12 protein-coding genes are annotated in these 14733 nt (G+C 72.3%); 4 read left to right on the forward strand and 8 right to left on the reverse strand.

Translation table 11 applies throughout. From position 1 onward, the window contains the following. Positions 1-114 precede the first annotated feature (114 nt). Entirely contained in the window at positions 115-1704 is a 1590-nt protein-coding gene (locus WME97_RS35245) for a hypothetical protein (protein ID WP_437544182.1), read from the reverse strand. A gap of 283 nt (positions 1705-1987) precedes the next feature. On the opposite strand from WME97_RS35245, the gene WME97_RS35250 reads away from it, so the two are divergent. After that, entirely contained in the window at positions 1988-2119 is a 132-nt protein-coding gene (locus WME97_RS35250; RefSeq protein ID WP_437544184.1) for a hypothetical protein, read from the forward strand. Positions 2120-2208: 89 nt separating this feature from the next. Here the strand turns inward: WME97_RS35250 and WME97_RS35255 are convergent, their stop codons facing one another. The 5 genes from WME97_RS35255 to WME97_RS35275 form a co-directional block, all read right to left on the reverse strand. Continuing rightward, the gene (locus tag WME97_RS35255; protein WP_437544186.1) at positions 2209-2958 is read right to left on the reverse strand and encodes a hypothetical protein; all 750 of its coding nucleotides are present in this window, start codon (positions 2956-2958) and stop codon (positions 2209-2211) included. 296 nt (positions 2959-3254) lie between these two features. Next, positions 3255-4181 carry a hypothetical protein gene (locus WME97_RS35260; protein ID WP_437544188.1) on the reverse strand — a complete coding sequence of 309 codons (927 nt, stop codon included), beginning with the start codon at positions 4179-4181 and terminating at the stop codon, positions 3255-3257. After that, complete coding sequence (locus tag WME97_RS35265) at positions 4178-4717, reverse strand: RNA polymerase sigma factor (RefSeq protein ID WP_437544189.1); 540 nt, start codon at positions 4715-4717, stop codon at positions 4178-4180. The genes WME97_RS35260 and WME97_RS35265 overlap by 4 nt, the downstream gene beginning before the upstream one ends. 122 nt (positions 4718-4839) lie before the next feature. Further along, positions 4840-5910, reverse strand: coding sequence for a hypothetical protein (locus WME97_RS35270; protein ID WP_437544190.1), 1071 nt, complete (start codon positions 5908-5910; stop codon positions 4840-4842). Continuing rightward, positions 5907-6224 (reverse strand): lactonase family protein, encoded by a 318-nt coding sequence (locus WME97_RS35275; protein WP_437544191.1) that lies wholly within the window; start codon positions 6222-6224, stop codon positions 5907-5909. Before WME97_RS35275 ends, WME97_RS35270 begins: the two co-directional genes overlap by 4 nt. Positions 6225-6834: 610 nt before the next feature. On the opposite strand from WME97_RS35275, the gene WME97_RS35280 reads away from it, so the two are divergent. Both WME97_RS35280 and WME97_RS35285 read left to right on the forward strand, forming a co-directional pair. Next, the gene (locus WME97_RS35280) at positions 6835-9426 is read left to right on the forward strand and encodes an RTX toxin (protein ID WP_437544192.1); all 2592 of its coding nucleotides are present in this window, start codon (positions 6835-6837) and stop codon (positions 9424-9426) included. A gap of 140 nt (positions 9427-9566) precedes the next feature. Continuing rightward, positions 9567-11012 (forward strand): sigma 54-interacting transcriptional regulator, encoded by a 1446-nt coding sequence (locus tag WME97_RS35285; protein ID WP_437544194.1) that lies wholly within the window; start codon positions 9567-9569, stop codon positions 11010-11012. Positions 11013-11424: 412 nt separating this feature from the next. On the opposite strand, the gene WME97_RS35290 is transcribed toward WME97_RS35285, so the two are convergent. Both WME97_RS35290 and WME97_RS35295 read right to left on the reverse strand, forming a co-directional pair. Continuing rightward, the gene (locus WME97_RS35290; protein ID WP_437544196.1) at positions 11425-12267 is read right to left on the reverse strand and encodes an alpha/beta fold hydrolase; all 843 of its coding nucleotides are present in this window, start codon (positions 12265-12267) and stop codon (positions 11425-11427) included. Positions 12268-12566: 299 nt separating this feature from the next. Further along, positions 12567-13571 carry a hypothetical protein gene (locus tag WME97_RS35295; RefSeq protein WP_437544198.1) on the reverse strand — a complete coding sequence of 335 codons (1005 nt, stop codon included), beginning with the start codon at positions 13569-13571 and terminating at the stop codon, positions 12567-12569. A gap of 63 nt (positions 13572-13634) precedes the next feature. Between WME97_RS35295 and WME97_RS35300 the strand changes: the two genes are divergently transcribed. Continuing rightward, on the forward strand, positions 13635-14630 hold the full coding sequence (locus tag WME97_RS35300; protein ID WP_437544199.1) for a LysR family transcriptional regulator: 996 nt from the start codon (positions 13635-13637) through the stop codon (positions 14628-14630). The last annotated feature ends 103 nt before the right edge of the window (positions 14631-14733 follow it).

Below are 14733 nucleotides of genomic sequence, written 5' to 3' on the forward strand. Positions count from 1 at the left end.
CGCACTGGAGGTTGGGTGGGATCACGTCACGCCCGGGTCATTCCCGACGGGTGGCGGGCTCTTCGGTGGGCGGGAGGGGCGTGGCGGCGCGGGGGCGCGGCGCCACGGCCGCGCTCAGTACATCAGGTTGCCCTGGCCGAGCACGAAGGTGATGTTCTGACCGAACTGGGCCCGGGCGGTCGTCACGCGCGCGGTCGCGTTCACGATGCGGTTGCGGCGCTCGACCGCCGAGCTCGCCGCGAGGCCCTGGGCGATCTCGGCGCGCGCGAGGTCGAGCTGCTGCGCCGCGGCTGGATACAGCGTCATCGGGGCCATCACCTCGATGGCGTCGTCGATCTCGACGCGGGCGAGCTCCATCAGCTTCTGCTGCACGTCGGCGCGCGTGTTCGCGAACTGGTCGACGAGCACCCGCGCGGCGTCCAGCCGTTGCTTCGCGATGTCGGCGTTGAAGACGGCGTTCAGCGCGCGCAGGAAGCGAGCGATGGCGAGCGCGTCGAGCGGCACGAGGTTGAGCGGCGTCCCGAAGCGCTGCTCGAGCTCCTGGGCGGCGGGAGAGAAGAGGAAGGGCGTCGAGGCGTAGAACGTGACGGCGTCGGTGAGGCCCGGAGCCGCCTTGTCGTTGATCTGCAGGTTGTTGTGGAAGAAGGGCGGCGTGTCCGCGGCCTCGATGAGGGGCGGCGGGTTGAAGGTGCCGTTGCCGAACGAGTTGGGGAAGCCGATGCCCGTGGCATCGAAGTCGGGCGCCGGCAGGTCTCGCCCGCCGAAGCCGCCGTCCGCGAGGAACTCGCCCCCGAAGCTGCCCCCGTTGAGCGGCGACCCCTTGGTGCGCGTGCCGGTGTCGAAGTTGCGGTTGTTGCCGGTGTCCTGGAAGTTCGCGCCGGCGTTGTGGTGGCACAAGTTGCAGCGGCCGCGGTTTGGGTCCATGAACGCTTGCCGGCCATCCTCCGCCTCCGCGTCGAACAGGCGAACGCTCGCCAGATCGAGCTCGTTCAGCCGGCCCAGGCTGAGCTGGAAGGCCAGGGTCACGTCCTCTTCTTCCGGTGTCGGCAACCGGAAATCGACGCCCGGCTCGCGGGCGAGGCGCTTGGGAAAGTGCTGGGTGATCGCGTCCTTGAGGAAGCCGCGCAGCGTGCCGTCGCTCGAGCCGTCCCCGCCCCAGCCGGTCCGCTCCGTGGGGGGATTGGTGGTGCCGTCCCCCGAATCCGCCCGGATGCTGGTGCTGAGCGAGAGGACGTGGTTCACCCCGCGCGAGACGAACCGGTGCGTCGGATCGGCGAAGCCGTCGACGTTCTCGAGGATGGCCGCGTCGTCCAGCAGATCCGAGGTCTCGAGCTCGGCGAGCTCCGGCACCTGCCGGAACACGAAGAGCGGGTCATCGGGGTTGGTCTGGTCGAGGGCCTGGATGAACGGCACGTCGAGCGTCGTGTTGTTGGCCACGGGGTGGCAGGTGCCGCAGGTGCGGCCGTTGCCCTCGAACGTCTCGTGGAAGAAGACACCCGCGCCCGCGCAGATGTCCTGCGAGACGAGCCCGGCGACCACGCGCGGATCCTGCGCGCACTCAGCGAGCCGATCCGCCAGGGCGAGCGATTGCGAAGCTTCATCGAGGGGCTCCGGAATCTCGTCCTCTGCCTGCGAGCACCCCCCGGCGAACAGCGCCATTCCGACGCCGCACGCGAGCAGCAGCCCCATCTTCGAGCGTCCCATCGAGCTTTCTCCGTTGCAAGCGCAGCGCCCGGCCGTGGCGCGCGGCCACGAGCAGGAAAGCGGCGCGTTTCATCCACTCTTCAGCTGTGGTCGCGGAGCCATCCGAGCCGCCCGGCGCGTAAGGCCGCGCCCTGGGGACGTCAGGCGGTGCCAGGAGCGACCTCAGACGAGCGATGATGTAGCTGAACAAAAACGATGTTCAACGTTCGGCGCGGCCCAGAGATCCATTTTTAAAGATTCTTTACAAACAGGCCCGGGAGGAGTCGACACCCTGGCGCGAACGGTGGGCGTCTCGCGGGCCACGCTCGCCCGGCGGTTCCTCGAGGCCACGGGCGCGCCGCCCATGGCGTACCGGGCGACGCTGCGCACCGAGCACGGGCTGAATCACCGCGCAGGAACGTCGATCAGCGCGTGACGTGGATCGAAATGAGCGGACGTCTCGTTCGCCTGGGAATCGCCAACCCCTCGACGAGAGGATTCTTCTCCGTCACGGAGCCAGGGACGTCAGGGGCATCGAGCTGCGGTGTATTCGCCGTTGGCGTCGATGTCCTGGGTATCGGTGCCGCTCAGCCGGACCACGACCTCCGCGGCGTCGATGCTCACGATCTCCATCGTGCCGGACCTCAAGTCGCCGGAGCCCGACCAGCAGCCGCCGTCGCCCCTGTCGGGGCGGGTCACAGTGTAGAACGAGTACAACACCTCCGGCGCGCTCAGATCAATGATGCCGGGCACCTGCAGCGCAGGGGGAATGGCGATACCCAGCGCCCAGTTGTCGCAGCCGTAGTACCGGGATGGATCCGCGCAGGAGCTCACCGGGACGCCGAAGATGATGAAGAGATCGTCCGGAGAAGTGCCCGGCCCGCCGGCCGAGCCACTGCTCTCGGGCTCTCCGGGGAACTCATTCCTGAGGAGCGCGATCGCGCCGGCCGTCGCCGGCCAGGAGCCGCTCCCGGTCGAGGCGGAACCGCCGGCGCCGACCGACGAGGCGTCCCCGGTGCTGGAGTTGCCGCCATTCCCGACCGACCAGCCGCCCCCGGTGCTGGGGTTGCCGCCATTCCCGACCGACGAGCTACTCCCGGTGCTGGAGTTGCCGCCGACGCCGCCGCTGCCGGTCCCATGGGCGTCATCATCGGGCCCGGCCGCTTGACCGCCGCCGTCGTCGCTGTCGTCGCCGACCTCCACCAGGGCGGTGCATCCGGCGCCGAAGGTCTGGAGCATCATCAGCCCAAAGAACAATGAAATGGATGTGTTCACGAGGCGTCGCATTCGTATCTCCCCGGGCCTGTCAGCGCGGCCCGTTGTCACTCCATGAATGACGCCGTTCGTCTGTTTTTATGATCTCCTGATCGATCTTCGTTCGGGTACGACGGTGGGCCTGAACAAGGCGGTCCCCCGGGATCCCGGTGCCGTGGAGGAAGCCGCCTTTGCCGCGAGCAGAGCAGTCGTTACAACCGGCCTCTGGTGCGGCAACGCAGTGAGCGGGGCACCTCGAGAAATCCGCCGATCAGCGCCCTGGCCTCGCCGGGGCGACGGCAGCCCGCGGCCTGCTGTCACCGCTGCGCGCCTCTCAGCTCCGGAACGAGGATCTCGAGCCTGCGGCGGTAGGCGGAGCTCGGGTGCGCCGCGACGAAGCGGTTCGCGCGCGCGAGCGCCTCGCCGCCGCGGCCGAGCGCCTTCAGGGCGCCGACCGCGATCACCTCGCGCTCCTGGGCGAGCGCGCCGCCCGGGAAGCGCGCGAGGTGGGCGTCGGCGAGCGCGAGCGCCTCCGCAGGGCGCGCCGCGAGCGCGTCCTGGGCGCGCTGCAGCAGGCCGAGCTCCGTCTCCGCGTCGGGCAGCGCCGCCTGCGCCGAGCCGCCCGCCGCCGGCGCGCCGGTCGTCGCTGCGGACGCGCGCGCGGGCAGCGGCGCGCCGGTCGTCACGGCGGACGCGCGCGCGGGCGGCGGCTCCGGAGCACGCGCGCGCGGCGGTTCCGCAGCGGGGGGCGCCTCCGCGGGCACCTCCGGCGCCCCCGCGGCGGACGCCGCGGCCCCCGCCGTGGCTGCGACCGCGACCACCGCCGCGCCGGGCGGCGCCAGCGGCGCGCCGGGCGGCGGCTGCGAGCGCGACGGCATGAGCCACACCGCCCCGACGAGGACGACGCCGAGCGCCGCGCCGACCGCCAGGCCAGAGAGCACCGACGGCGGTGCGACAGCCCCCATCGCGGCGGTCCCCGCCGGAGCGTGTGTCGCCGGGGCGCCCGCGCCGCCGCCGGTCGCCGGGGCGCCCGCGCCGCCGCCGGTCGCCGGTCCACCGCCGTCCGCGGGGCCGCCGGGGTCCTTGCCGCCGCCCGGTCCGCCCGGAGGGTGGAGCGGCAGCCGCGCCGCGAGGCGCGCGAGCTGCGCCTTGTCCGGCGCGTCGCGCCGGGCCGCATCGAGGGCCAGGCGGAGCACGTCCGAGCCGCCCTCCGAGCCGATCTGCTTGCGAGGATCGCCGCTCATACGTTGCTCCCCTCGGTGATCCGCGCGGCCCCGACCCGCGACGCGCCGAGCTCGTACCGGCGCATCGCCGCCTCGATCTGCGCCCGGGCCGCGCGCAGCCGCGAGTACGCCGTCTGCAGCGGGCACCCCACCGCCTTCGCGATCTCCGCCATGGGCACCTGCTCGATCTCGTGCAGGACGAACACCGCGCGCTTGCCGTCGTCGAGCTGATCGAGCGCCGCGTCGAGCCGGTCGAGCGCGCGGCGGCGATCGAGCGTCTCGTCCTGCGGCGCCGCCATGACCGGCTCGGGAACGGCCGCGGCCACCTCCTCGCGCCGCCGGTGCGGCCGCCGCCGGTACTCCGACGCGAGCCGCAGGCAGATGCCGTAGAGCCACGTGCGCAGCGCCGAGCTGCCGTCGAAGGTGTCGAGCTTCCGATGCACCGTGAGGAAGACTTCCTGACAGACGTCCTCGACGTCGGCCTCGCCGACGCCGAGCCTCCGCAGCACGCGCCACACGTACGCCGCGTTCTCTTCGAAAATCTCCTCGAGGGTCATCGCGAGAGGCCGGGGCGCAAGGAAGCCGGGCCCTGACCTTGATGGTCGCGAGCGCGCGGTTTTCTGAAAGAAAAGCGACGCCGGGCTTCGAATCAGCAAAATCAGCGGAAGTCACGGGAACATCACGGAAAATCGATGCCAAGAACGACGTCCGCCACCCCGGCGAGCGGCGCCATCCGGAACACCTCGCGGTCCCGGCCCTGCGCGTCGATGTAGTAGAAGGTGTCACGCACGATCGGCACGATCAGCCCGAGCCCGCCCCCCACGGTGAGCGGGCCGGCGAGCTGCCGGGTGAGGCGGACGTCGAGCGCGCCGCCCGCGGTCAGGCGCTCGTCGGCGCGGTCGACGCCGAACCCGAGGCCGCCGACCTGGAGCGCGCCGAGGCGGACGCCCGCGCACGCGGAGAGCCGCGTCTCGCCCCCGAGCGAGACGGGGCACGCGGACACGAACCCCTCGCCCCAGGAGAAGCGCGTCGACGAGGCGCCGGTGGTCGCCTCGTTCGGGAGCCAGATCGCCCCCCCGACCTCGAACGACCAGAACCGGGGGGGCGTGAGGCGCGCGCGGAGCGCGGCGGCGATGCCGGGCGAGGGCAGGAGACCGAGCCCGAAGAGCGGGCCGGCGCCGACCTCGACGCGCCACGGCGCCGGCGGCGGAGGTGCCGGCGGCGGGACCGGGACCAGGACGCGCTGCACGATGACCTGCGGCGCCGGCGGCGAGGGCGCGGGCGACGGCGCTGGAGGCGGCGCCGGCGCGACCAGCGGAGGCGGCGCGCCGGGGGACAGCTTCGCGCTGGGGTCGATCATGAGCGCGATGGCCAGGGCGAGCTCGTCGTCGATCGCGCTGCAGCGCGGCGACGCCGTCGCGATCTCGCGCGTCCCGAGCACCGCGCCGCCCGCGTCGGCGACCGCGATCACCGCGCGCCACCCGCCCGTGCCCCCCGGCTCGATGCGCCCTTCGACGGTGAGCTCGGCGCGGGCGGCCGAGACGAGCGCCGCGCGCCCGAGGCGCGCCTCCACCGCCTGCGCGAGCGCGCGCGCCCCGACGCACGCCTCGGCGCCGGCGAGCCGCACCCAGCTCAGCGACGCGGTCTGCTCGCCGGACGACGCGCGCGCGGGGCGCGCCGCAGCGACGAGCGCCGACGCGGCGAGCGCCGCAGCGACGAGCCCGAGGCGTGCTGTGCGGCGCGCGGTCACGGGCCCGGCGAGGCCGCGATCCCGACGCAGGTGGGCTCGGGGACCTCGGTGACGCGGCCGGTGGGCCGGAGGGCGCCTGTCGCCTCGTCCACGTGAAACGCGACGATGTTGCTCGAGCCCTGGTTCGCGACGAGCAGCAGCTTGCCCGTCGGCGCCATCCGGAAATGGCACGGCGCCTTGCCCTGCGTCGGCGCGTAGCCGACCGGGGACAGCGTCCCGCTGTCGGGGTCGACCGCTGGCTGCGCCGCGGTGACCGGGCGCCGGTGGCGCCGGAGAACGTCCATCAGCGCGAAGAGGCGCTCGGTCCTGTGCATCGCCGGCGACGATCGCAGAGCGCGCGGCCAGCGTCGAGCGCCGCGGCACGCGCAGCGCGGCGCTCGGCCCGCCGTGGCGCCGGCGGTCCGCCACGTCAGTCATGCGCACGAGGGGACTCGCGATCTCGCGCTCTCCCATGCGACCAATTGACTGTGCGGCATCTCGTCGCATCAGGGCTGCATGGCCTCGCGCGGCGCCGGACGCTGCCTGGATGACCGGCGCAGCGGACGCCACGAGCTCGCCGTCCCCGCGGCGTCGATCGCCAAGAGCCATGTGTCCTGTCGTGAGCCGCCGGCACCCCGAGCTCGTGGCACGCGCGCCCACGTGGCACGTGGCACGTGGCACGTGCCATTCGTCCGGCGCCGCCGGCTCGCTCTCGGGCAGGGACCGCCGCGCCATGAGCCCCGCCCTTCGAGCAGTGCACGCCGCGGACGCCGCCTATCGCGCCGCTCGAGGTGGCCCGGCGATCGTTCCGGGCACACCGATTGCCATGAGCCCTTTCGCACGAGCCTGCGCCGAGGGCGACCTCCTGCCTCCGCCACGACAAGGGTCGGCGAGGGCTCCTGCCGCTCTTCTCTCCTGACCTTAACAAATCATCTTCGAGGACCCATGTTGCACCTTACGTCCAGAAAACCGGCGGTCGTGAGCTCGCGCGCGAGCCGCGGCCGGAGGCTCGGCTTCTCGCTCGCGCTGGGCGCCTCGGCGCTCGCCATGCTCGGGTGCGCCGGCGAGATGCCGGGCGCGCCCGGCGCCGACGTCGGCGACGAGCTCGCCACGGTCCCGCAAGCCCTCCGCGACGACGACACGCCGCTCCACGCCGCATTCGACGAGTCGATCGTGAGCGCCGGCCGCGGCCACGCCTGCGCGCTGAGGCCGAACAGCACGATCGATTGCTGGGGTCTCAACGACGAGCACCAGGCCGACGAGCCCGCGGGCAAATACCTCCAGGTCAGCGCGGGCGACGCCCATAGCTGTGCGGTCGGCATGAACGGCAGGGTCCGCTGCTGGGGCCGCAACACCGATGGTCAGGCCACAGCCCCCGTGGATCTCTCGGCGGACCCCTTGGATCCCCCGGGTCCCGACTACACCTTTGTCCAGGTCAGCGCTGGCCGGGATCACACCTGCGCGCTGCGGACGAGCGGCACGATCGACTGCTGGGGGCGCAACAACCACGGCCAGAGCTTGGATCAGCTGTCGCAGTATACACAGCTCAGCGCAGGCGACCTTCACAACTGCGCGGTGCGGTGGAACGGCACGATCAGGTGCTGGGGCAACAACACCTATGGTCAGGGCACGGACCAGACGGGCGCGTACACCCAGGTCAGCGCGGGCTCGTACCATAGCTGCGCGCTGAGGACCGACGGGACGGTCCACTGCTGGGGGCGCAGCAATGAAGGTCAGCTCGACGCCCCCCCGGACACCTTCATCCAGGTCAGCGTGGGCGTCTATCACAGCTGCGGGCTGAAGCCGGACGGCACCGTCGACTGCTGGGGAGACAACGCGCATGGCGGGGCGATCGATCCTCCGGGCATCTTCTCCCAGATCAGCACGCAACGCGGGCTCACCTGCGGACTGAGGCTGGACGGCACGGTCGACTGCTGGGGCACCGACGAGGCGGATCCGGCGATCGGGAGCGTCTTCGGGCACGTCACGGTCGTGGCGGGCACCTTGCACACATGCGCGCTCCGGGCGAACGGCACGATGATCTGCTGGGGGGACAACACGTACGGCCAGTCCACGGCGCAGGCCGGCGCCTACCGGCAGCTGAGCGCGGGCACCCGTCATTCCTGCGGGGTGACGGCGACCGGCGCGGTCAACTGCTGGGGAGACAACAGCCATGGACAGAGCGCGGATCCGCCGGGCAGCTACACCCACGTCGCCTCGGGCCACGACCACAACTGCGGGATCAGGACGGACGGCACCGTCCACTGCTGGGGGAACGACGACTACGACAAGGCGACGGATCCGTCGGGGACCTTCACCCAGGTCGCCGCGGGCGATTTCCACACGTGCGGGGTGATGACGAGCGGTAGCGTCCACTGCTGGGGTCTCAACGCCCAGGGACAGAGCACGGCCCCCCCGTACATCTACACCCAGGTCAGCGTGGGCGCTCACCACAGCTGCGGGGTGCGGAAGAGCGGCGCGGTCCACTGCTGGGGGAGCAACACCTATGGCGAGGCCACGGATCCGGTCGGCACCTTCACCCAGGTCACCCTGGGCCACGACTTCAGCTGCGGCCTGCGGACGGACAGCTTGGTCCACTGTTGGGGGAGGGACACCGAGGATCAGGCCTCGCCGCCCTACGCCTACTTCACCCAGATCAACGCGATGAGAGACCACACCTGCGGCGTGACGGCGACCGGCCGTGTGGGCTGCTGGGGATATCCCGGGTCAGGGCGGACCGCGCCGCCGACGATGGCGTTCTCCCACGTCACAGCGGGCAACAATCACAGCTGCGGCATCAGGGCGGACGGCACGGAGGAGTGCTGGGGAGACACGACTTCTCCCTGGGGCGTGGCGCCCGCTGGCACCTTCACCCAGGTGAGCGCGGGCTTCCAACACACCTGCTGGCTGAAGGCGGACGGCACGGCGGACTGCAAGGGGGACAACACGCACGGTCAGATCACCGCGCCCGCTGGCCCCTTCGTTCAGATCGATGCGGGCTCCTACCACAACTGCGGGGTAACGACGCTCGGCGATGTGGACTGCTGGGGCCAGAATCTCAACGGCAGGGCCGAGGATCAGGACGGCGACTTCCTCAGCGTCAGCGCGGGCGAAAGTCACAGCTGCGCGGTGAGAAAGAACGGCACCGTGCACTGCTGGGGATACAACGACATCGGCCAGACCAACACGCCTCCTGGTCTTTACCAGCAGGTCAGCGCGGGCTTGGAACACAACTGCGGGCTGAAGACAGACGGCACCGTCTACTGCTGGGGAGACAACAACTTCGGCCAGGCCACCGCGCCGGCGGGGACGTACACCCAGGTCGGCGCGGGCTCTTACCACAGCTGCGGGTTGAAGACGGACGGCACGATCCACTGCTGGGGGTCGGATGACCGCGACGTGGCGACGGACCCCGCGGGGACCTTCGTGGAGCTCCGCGTGGGCAGGAGCCATAACTGCGGGGTGAAGGCCGACGGCACCGTCTATTGCTGGGGAAAGAGCGCCGACGGCCAGCTCTGGCTCCCCTTGCCGAACTGACGGCGCTCGGCTCGATCGCGCCCGGCGGCGTGAGCCCGTGGATCTTCGCTTTCGCAGCGCGGCGGGCCTGCGGGTCGACGGCGAGCGCGCCGGCAACGGCGTCGCTCCCGCTGCGGGTCCACGTTACACTCGTCGGCGACGTGGCGCCCACGACATTCACGACGACCCTGGACGACGCGCTCGGAGCGGCCTCGGAACCCTTGTGTTCCACGAAGCCGACACCGGGGCTGGTGCTCGTCTTCTCCGGTGACAGCCCTCGCTGCGATGTCCTCCCGCTCGAGGACGGCGAGCTCACTCTCGGGCGCGGCGAGGTCGGGGGCGTCCCCCTGGACGACCTGCGGATGTCGCGCAAACACGCGCGCGTGCGCTGGACCCAGGGCCAGTGGGAGGTCGAGGACCTCAATAGCCGAAACGGAACGTCGCTCGACGGCGTTCCGTTGACCGGCGCGCGCGCGGGCGGTGAGCTGCGCATCCTGCGCACGGGCTCATCGGTGTTCGTGATCCGGGCCGACGTGGCGCCGTTCCGGGCGGGGATCTCCACGGCCGGGGCCACGATCCTCGGGGCGACCCTCGCCCGTGCGTGGTACGCGATCGATCGCGCGGCGCACCTCGGAGCGACGCTCCACATCACCGGCGAGAGCGGGACCGGCAAGGAGCACGCGGCGCGGGCCTTCCACGCCCTCGGCCCGCGGCGCGGGGGGCCGTTCATCGCCGTGAACTGCGCCGCCATCCCCAACGGGCTCGCCGAGCGGCTGCTCTTCGGCGCGCGCAAGGGGGCCTATTCGGGCGCCGTGGCCGACGCCGACGGGTACGTGCAAGCCGCCCACGCCGGGGTCCTCTTCCTCGACGAGGTGGCCGAGCTCGACCTCGGGGTGCAGGCGAAGCTCCTCCGCGCGCTCGAGGCAAAGGAGGTGATCCCGCTCGGGGCCGCGCGGCCCGTGCAGGTGGACTTCGCGCTCGTGTCGGCGAGCCACAAGGACCTGCGCGCGCAGGTGGCCGCAGGGAAGGTCCGCGAGGATCTCTACTTCCGCATCGCGCAGCCGGCGGTCCGGATTCCGCGGCTCCACGAGCGGCCCGAGGAGGTGCCGTGGCTCGTGGACGCGGCGCTGCGGAGCGCCGTCGCTGCTGTCGAGCGCGGCCAGGAGAGCGCGCCGCTGGTGGCCCACGCGTCGCTCATCGAGGCGTGCCTCGTGCGGGCGTGGCCCGGCAACGTGCGGGAGATGATGGCGGAGATCCGCGCAGCGGCGCATGCGGCGCAGCTCGAGGAGAGCCCCGTGGTCCAGACGCGGCACCTGTCGCCCTCGGCGGGGCAAGCCTTCGTCGCGCCACAGGCGAGCGCGCCGGAGCAATCCGCGGGGAGGAGCCAGCCATCGTCGCTGCCCCCGCCGGGCGAGCGGCAGACGCGGCGGGCGGCGTCGCTGCCCGCCGACGAGGTCATCGAGGCGGTGCTGCGCCGCGAAGGGGGGAACGTGGCGCGCACGGCCCGCGAGCTCGGCGTGCACCGGACGCAGCTCCGCCGCTGGCTCGGGCGGCGCACGGCGACCGACGAGGCCGCCGGCGGCGACGACGCGGAGGGTGACCCCTGAGGGAGCCGCCGGGGCGCCGCCCTGGCCGGCGTCGCGCGGGTGCCTCGGAGGTGACGCGGCTCGCCGGGCCTCACCGGATAACGCGGTACGCGGCGGGCGGCGCCAGGCTTCATCGGATAACGCGGTACGCGGCGGGCGCGACGCCCTGCCTTCTGGGCGACCGAGCTGCCATGTCTGCAAGCCCCGATCTCACGAATGAAAGGCATCAGGCGTTTGCCTCAGGGAAAACCCAGGGAAAGCCTGAAGGATCACCCTGGCCCGCATCCTGCTAAGGACGTAAACCAGAGCGCCCGTGACGGCTTCCCCCCCCGCCGTCGAATGGGCGCTCTTTTTTTGTGCCCTTGCAGGGGGCGCGGGCGGCTCCGCCCCATGCGGGTAGGACCCGCGCGCTCGGCTCTCGGGCGTCCCTCGCTCAGGGCGCGCCAAGGAACTCCCGGATCGTTGCGAGCGCCTCGTCGCGCGCGTCGTCGAGCACCGCGTGCCCGGCGCGGGGGAAGCTCCGCGCCTGGACGAGCTCCCGGGGCAAGGCGGCGACGAGATCGCGCGCATCCGCGGTCGTCGCGAACGGGTCGAGATCGCCGGACAGCACGAGGGTGGGGCACCGGACGCGCGCGAGGTTCGCGCGTAGGTCGTAGGTCTGCATCTCACCCGCCACGAAATAGCCGCCCACGTCGAGGTGGAGGACCGCGCGGCGGAGCGCGTCTTCCTCCGGCGGCGACTGGCGGTAGAGCGGGAGGCAGACACGGATGTAGTCGTGGAAATTGGGCATCGGATCCGCGAAGAACCGGCGCGCGATGTCGGCCGCCTGCGCGCCCCCGAGCCGCTCGAAGACGGGCAGCATGCGATCGAGGCGGAGCTTCGCGGTTGTGCTCGTCAGGATCAGCTTCCCGGGGTGATCGGGGTATCGCGCCGCGTACGCCTGCGCCACCATGCCTCCGAACGAGTTTCCGAGCACGACGGGCCGCTCGATCTCGAGCGCGTCGCAGAACGCCCGCACGTCGTCCGCCCACGTCTCGAGGTTCCACCGCTCCGGCCCGCTGCGATCGCTGCGCCCGCAGCCGCGGTGATCCAGATAGACGACCTGCGCCACCTCGGCGAGCGCCGAGCCGAACGGCACGAACTCGGTATGATCGCCTCCCGGCCCGCCGTGCAGCAGGATCACGGTAGGTCGCTCCCGCATCGCGGGCCCCTCGGGGACGAGCTTCGCCCCTTCCACATCGAAGAACAGCCGGACATCGCCTGTCTGCACTCTCATCGTGATCGAGTGAAACCACGGACCGCGGCGCGACGCCAGGCCTCGCGCCGCCGGCCCCCGCGGCCTCGGATGGCTTCGCGCTCGGAGATGAAGCAGAGCGCCGGTCTCCCCCGACGCGCAGAGCGCCGGTCTCCCCCGACGCGCAGAGCCGCGGTCTCCCCCGACGCGCAGAGCAGAGCGGCGGTCACCCGCACAGGAGACGGGCCCAGATCGGCGTTTTCGGCGCGCAAGCGCACTCCGGTGCGCTGAGCACCGAAAACGCCGAGATGGGCCCGTATCCGAAGCGGGTGACCGCCGCTCTAGAGGCTGAGGATCCAGGTGCGGAGCACGGCTAGCCCGGCCTCGTCCACGATCTCGGTCCCGAGGGGCGGCATCGAAGGCCAGTCCGGATCGCGCCTCCGGGCGCGCTCCACCACATCGCTGCCGTCGGGATCGCCCGGGTCGATCACCGGGCCGACGGCGGTGCGGTAGGTGGCCGTCGACTCGACGGACGCGAGCTCGCCGACCCGGAGCGTGAAATCGAACCTGCGCTCCGGGTCATAGCAGCGCGCGCCGTCGCTCTTCGGGCGGCTCCGGTTGTGGCAGTGGCTGCAGTTCGCGTGCAGCCAGCCGAGGGCATCGCGCGTCACGGCGTCTCCGGGCAGCTGGATCGGCCGGCCCGGAGGCTCCGACAGCATCCCGCGGGCGATGACCTCGTCGAGGTCGACCTCGCCCCGGCTCGTGGCGAGCTGGATCGCGGAGAAGCCGAGCACGCGGCTCCTGGTCCCGCCGTGGCAGCCCATGCACTCGGCCGCCGCGGGCACGTCGTGCGGCGTCCCGCGCGCGTCCGCGGCGCCGCCGGGCGTCGCGAGCGCGTCGGTCCCGTCGGCGTTCCAGACGTAGGCGACCGAGGCCCAGTCGTCGGGGGCGGGGCCCACCTTGGCGAGCAGGCGGGTCTCGACGAGCGCCCCATCCCTCCGGAACTCCTTCCACAGGCGGGTCCCGTCGGGGAACTGCCATGCATCCTGATCGCCGGTGTCGATCTGCGCGCCGGGCGGCAGCCGGATGAACCGCTGCTTCTCGGCGCCGTCGCTCCAGAGCGCGAACCCGGGCTCGTAGGCCACCACGTCGCTCGCCACCGCGCGCGCGGCGATGTCAGCGTAGAGGCCGGTCTCCGACAGCGCCGAGGGCAGCTCGGCCTGGCGCGCTGCATCGGGCGGATCGCAATCGTGGAAGTCGTCGCAGCCCGCGGCGGCGAGGCCGGCGGCGGCGAGCCAGAGCAGGGCGGAACCAGCGCGGGTCGGGCGCCTCTCGCGGGTGGACATGGCCGTATCTAGACAGAGGCCATGTGCCATCTCCAGTGATGGTTCGTGATACATAATATCACCGTGGTGAATCTATCGACCATCGACCTCAACCTGCTCCACGTCCTCGCGGTCACGCTCGAGGAGCGCAGCGCGACGCGCGCCGCGCGCCGGCTGGGCGTCACGCAGTCGGCAGTCTCGAACGCGCTCGCCAGGGCCCGCGAGCTGCTCGGCGATCCGCTGCTCGTCCGCGATGGCCGCGGCATGGCGCCGACGCCGGCGGCGGACGAGCTGCTGCCGGAGCTCGCGGCGGCGATGCGCCAGCTGCGGTCGATGATCGAGCACCGGCGGGTGTTCGACCCGCGCTCGTCGACCCGGGAGCTCACGCTCGCCTGCGCCGACAACTCGCAGATCGCGGACGTGCCGCCCGTGGCGGCGGCGCTCGCGCGGGAGATGCCGCTCGCGCGGCTCCGCGTGGTGAGCATCGATTACCTGGTGGCGTCGGGGGGCATGTCCGCGGGCGGGCTCGACGCGGCGCTCGGGGTACAGAAGCGCGACCCTGGGCTGCGCGTCGCGCCGCTCTACCGGGATCCGACCGTGGGGGTCGTCCGCCACGATCACCCGATCGTGGGCCAGCGTCTGACGCGGGGCTCCTTCCCGCGGCTCGGCTTCATCGACGTGCACATCCCGCTCGGCCGTCCGGGTCGTGGTCACGCCATGGTCGAGCAGGCCCTCCGCGCGCAGGGCCTGGTCCGCCGGATCGCCCTCGTGGTCCCTGGCTTCGCGGCCGCGACGATGGCGGCAGCGACCAGCGACCTGGTGGCGTTCATGCCTCGCCGCGTCGCCGTGGCGCTCGGGTCGCACCTCCCCGTCCGGATCGTCGAGCTGCCCGTGAAGGACCTCGGGCACGAGATCTCGCTCGCGTGGCATGAGCGGACGCACAAGGACCCGGCGGCCGCCTGTTTGCGGAAGGTCATCGTGGAGACCCTGCGTGCGGCTGGCGGCGGCGGCTGCGACGAGGCCCGGCAGATGAAGCGGCAGCAGCGCCGCCACGATGGCGGGGGATCAGGCGGTCATTGACCGAAGACATCGTCCTTCTCGGCGATGTCGTTCACGCCGTCGTTGCCCTGGCAGATCGACTGCGCGGCTGAAAAATGCTGCTGGGTGTCGCCGCGGACCGTCG

Source organism: Sorangium sp. So ce367 (assembly GCF_051520455.1).
Lineage (GTDB): Bacteria > Myxococcota_A > Polyangia > Polyangiales > Polyangiaceae > Sorangium > Sorangium cellulosum_B.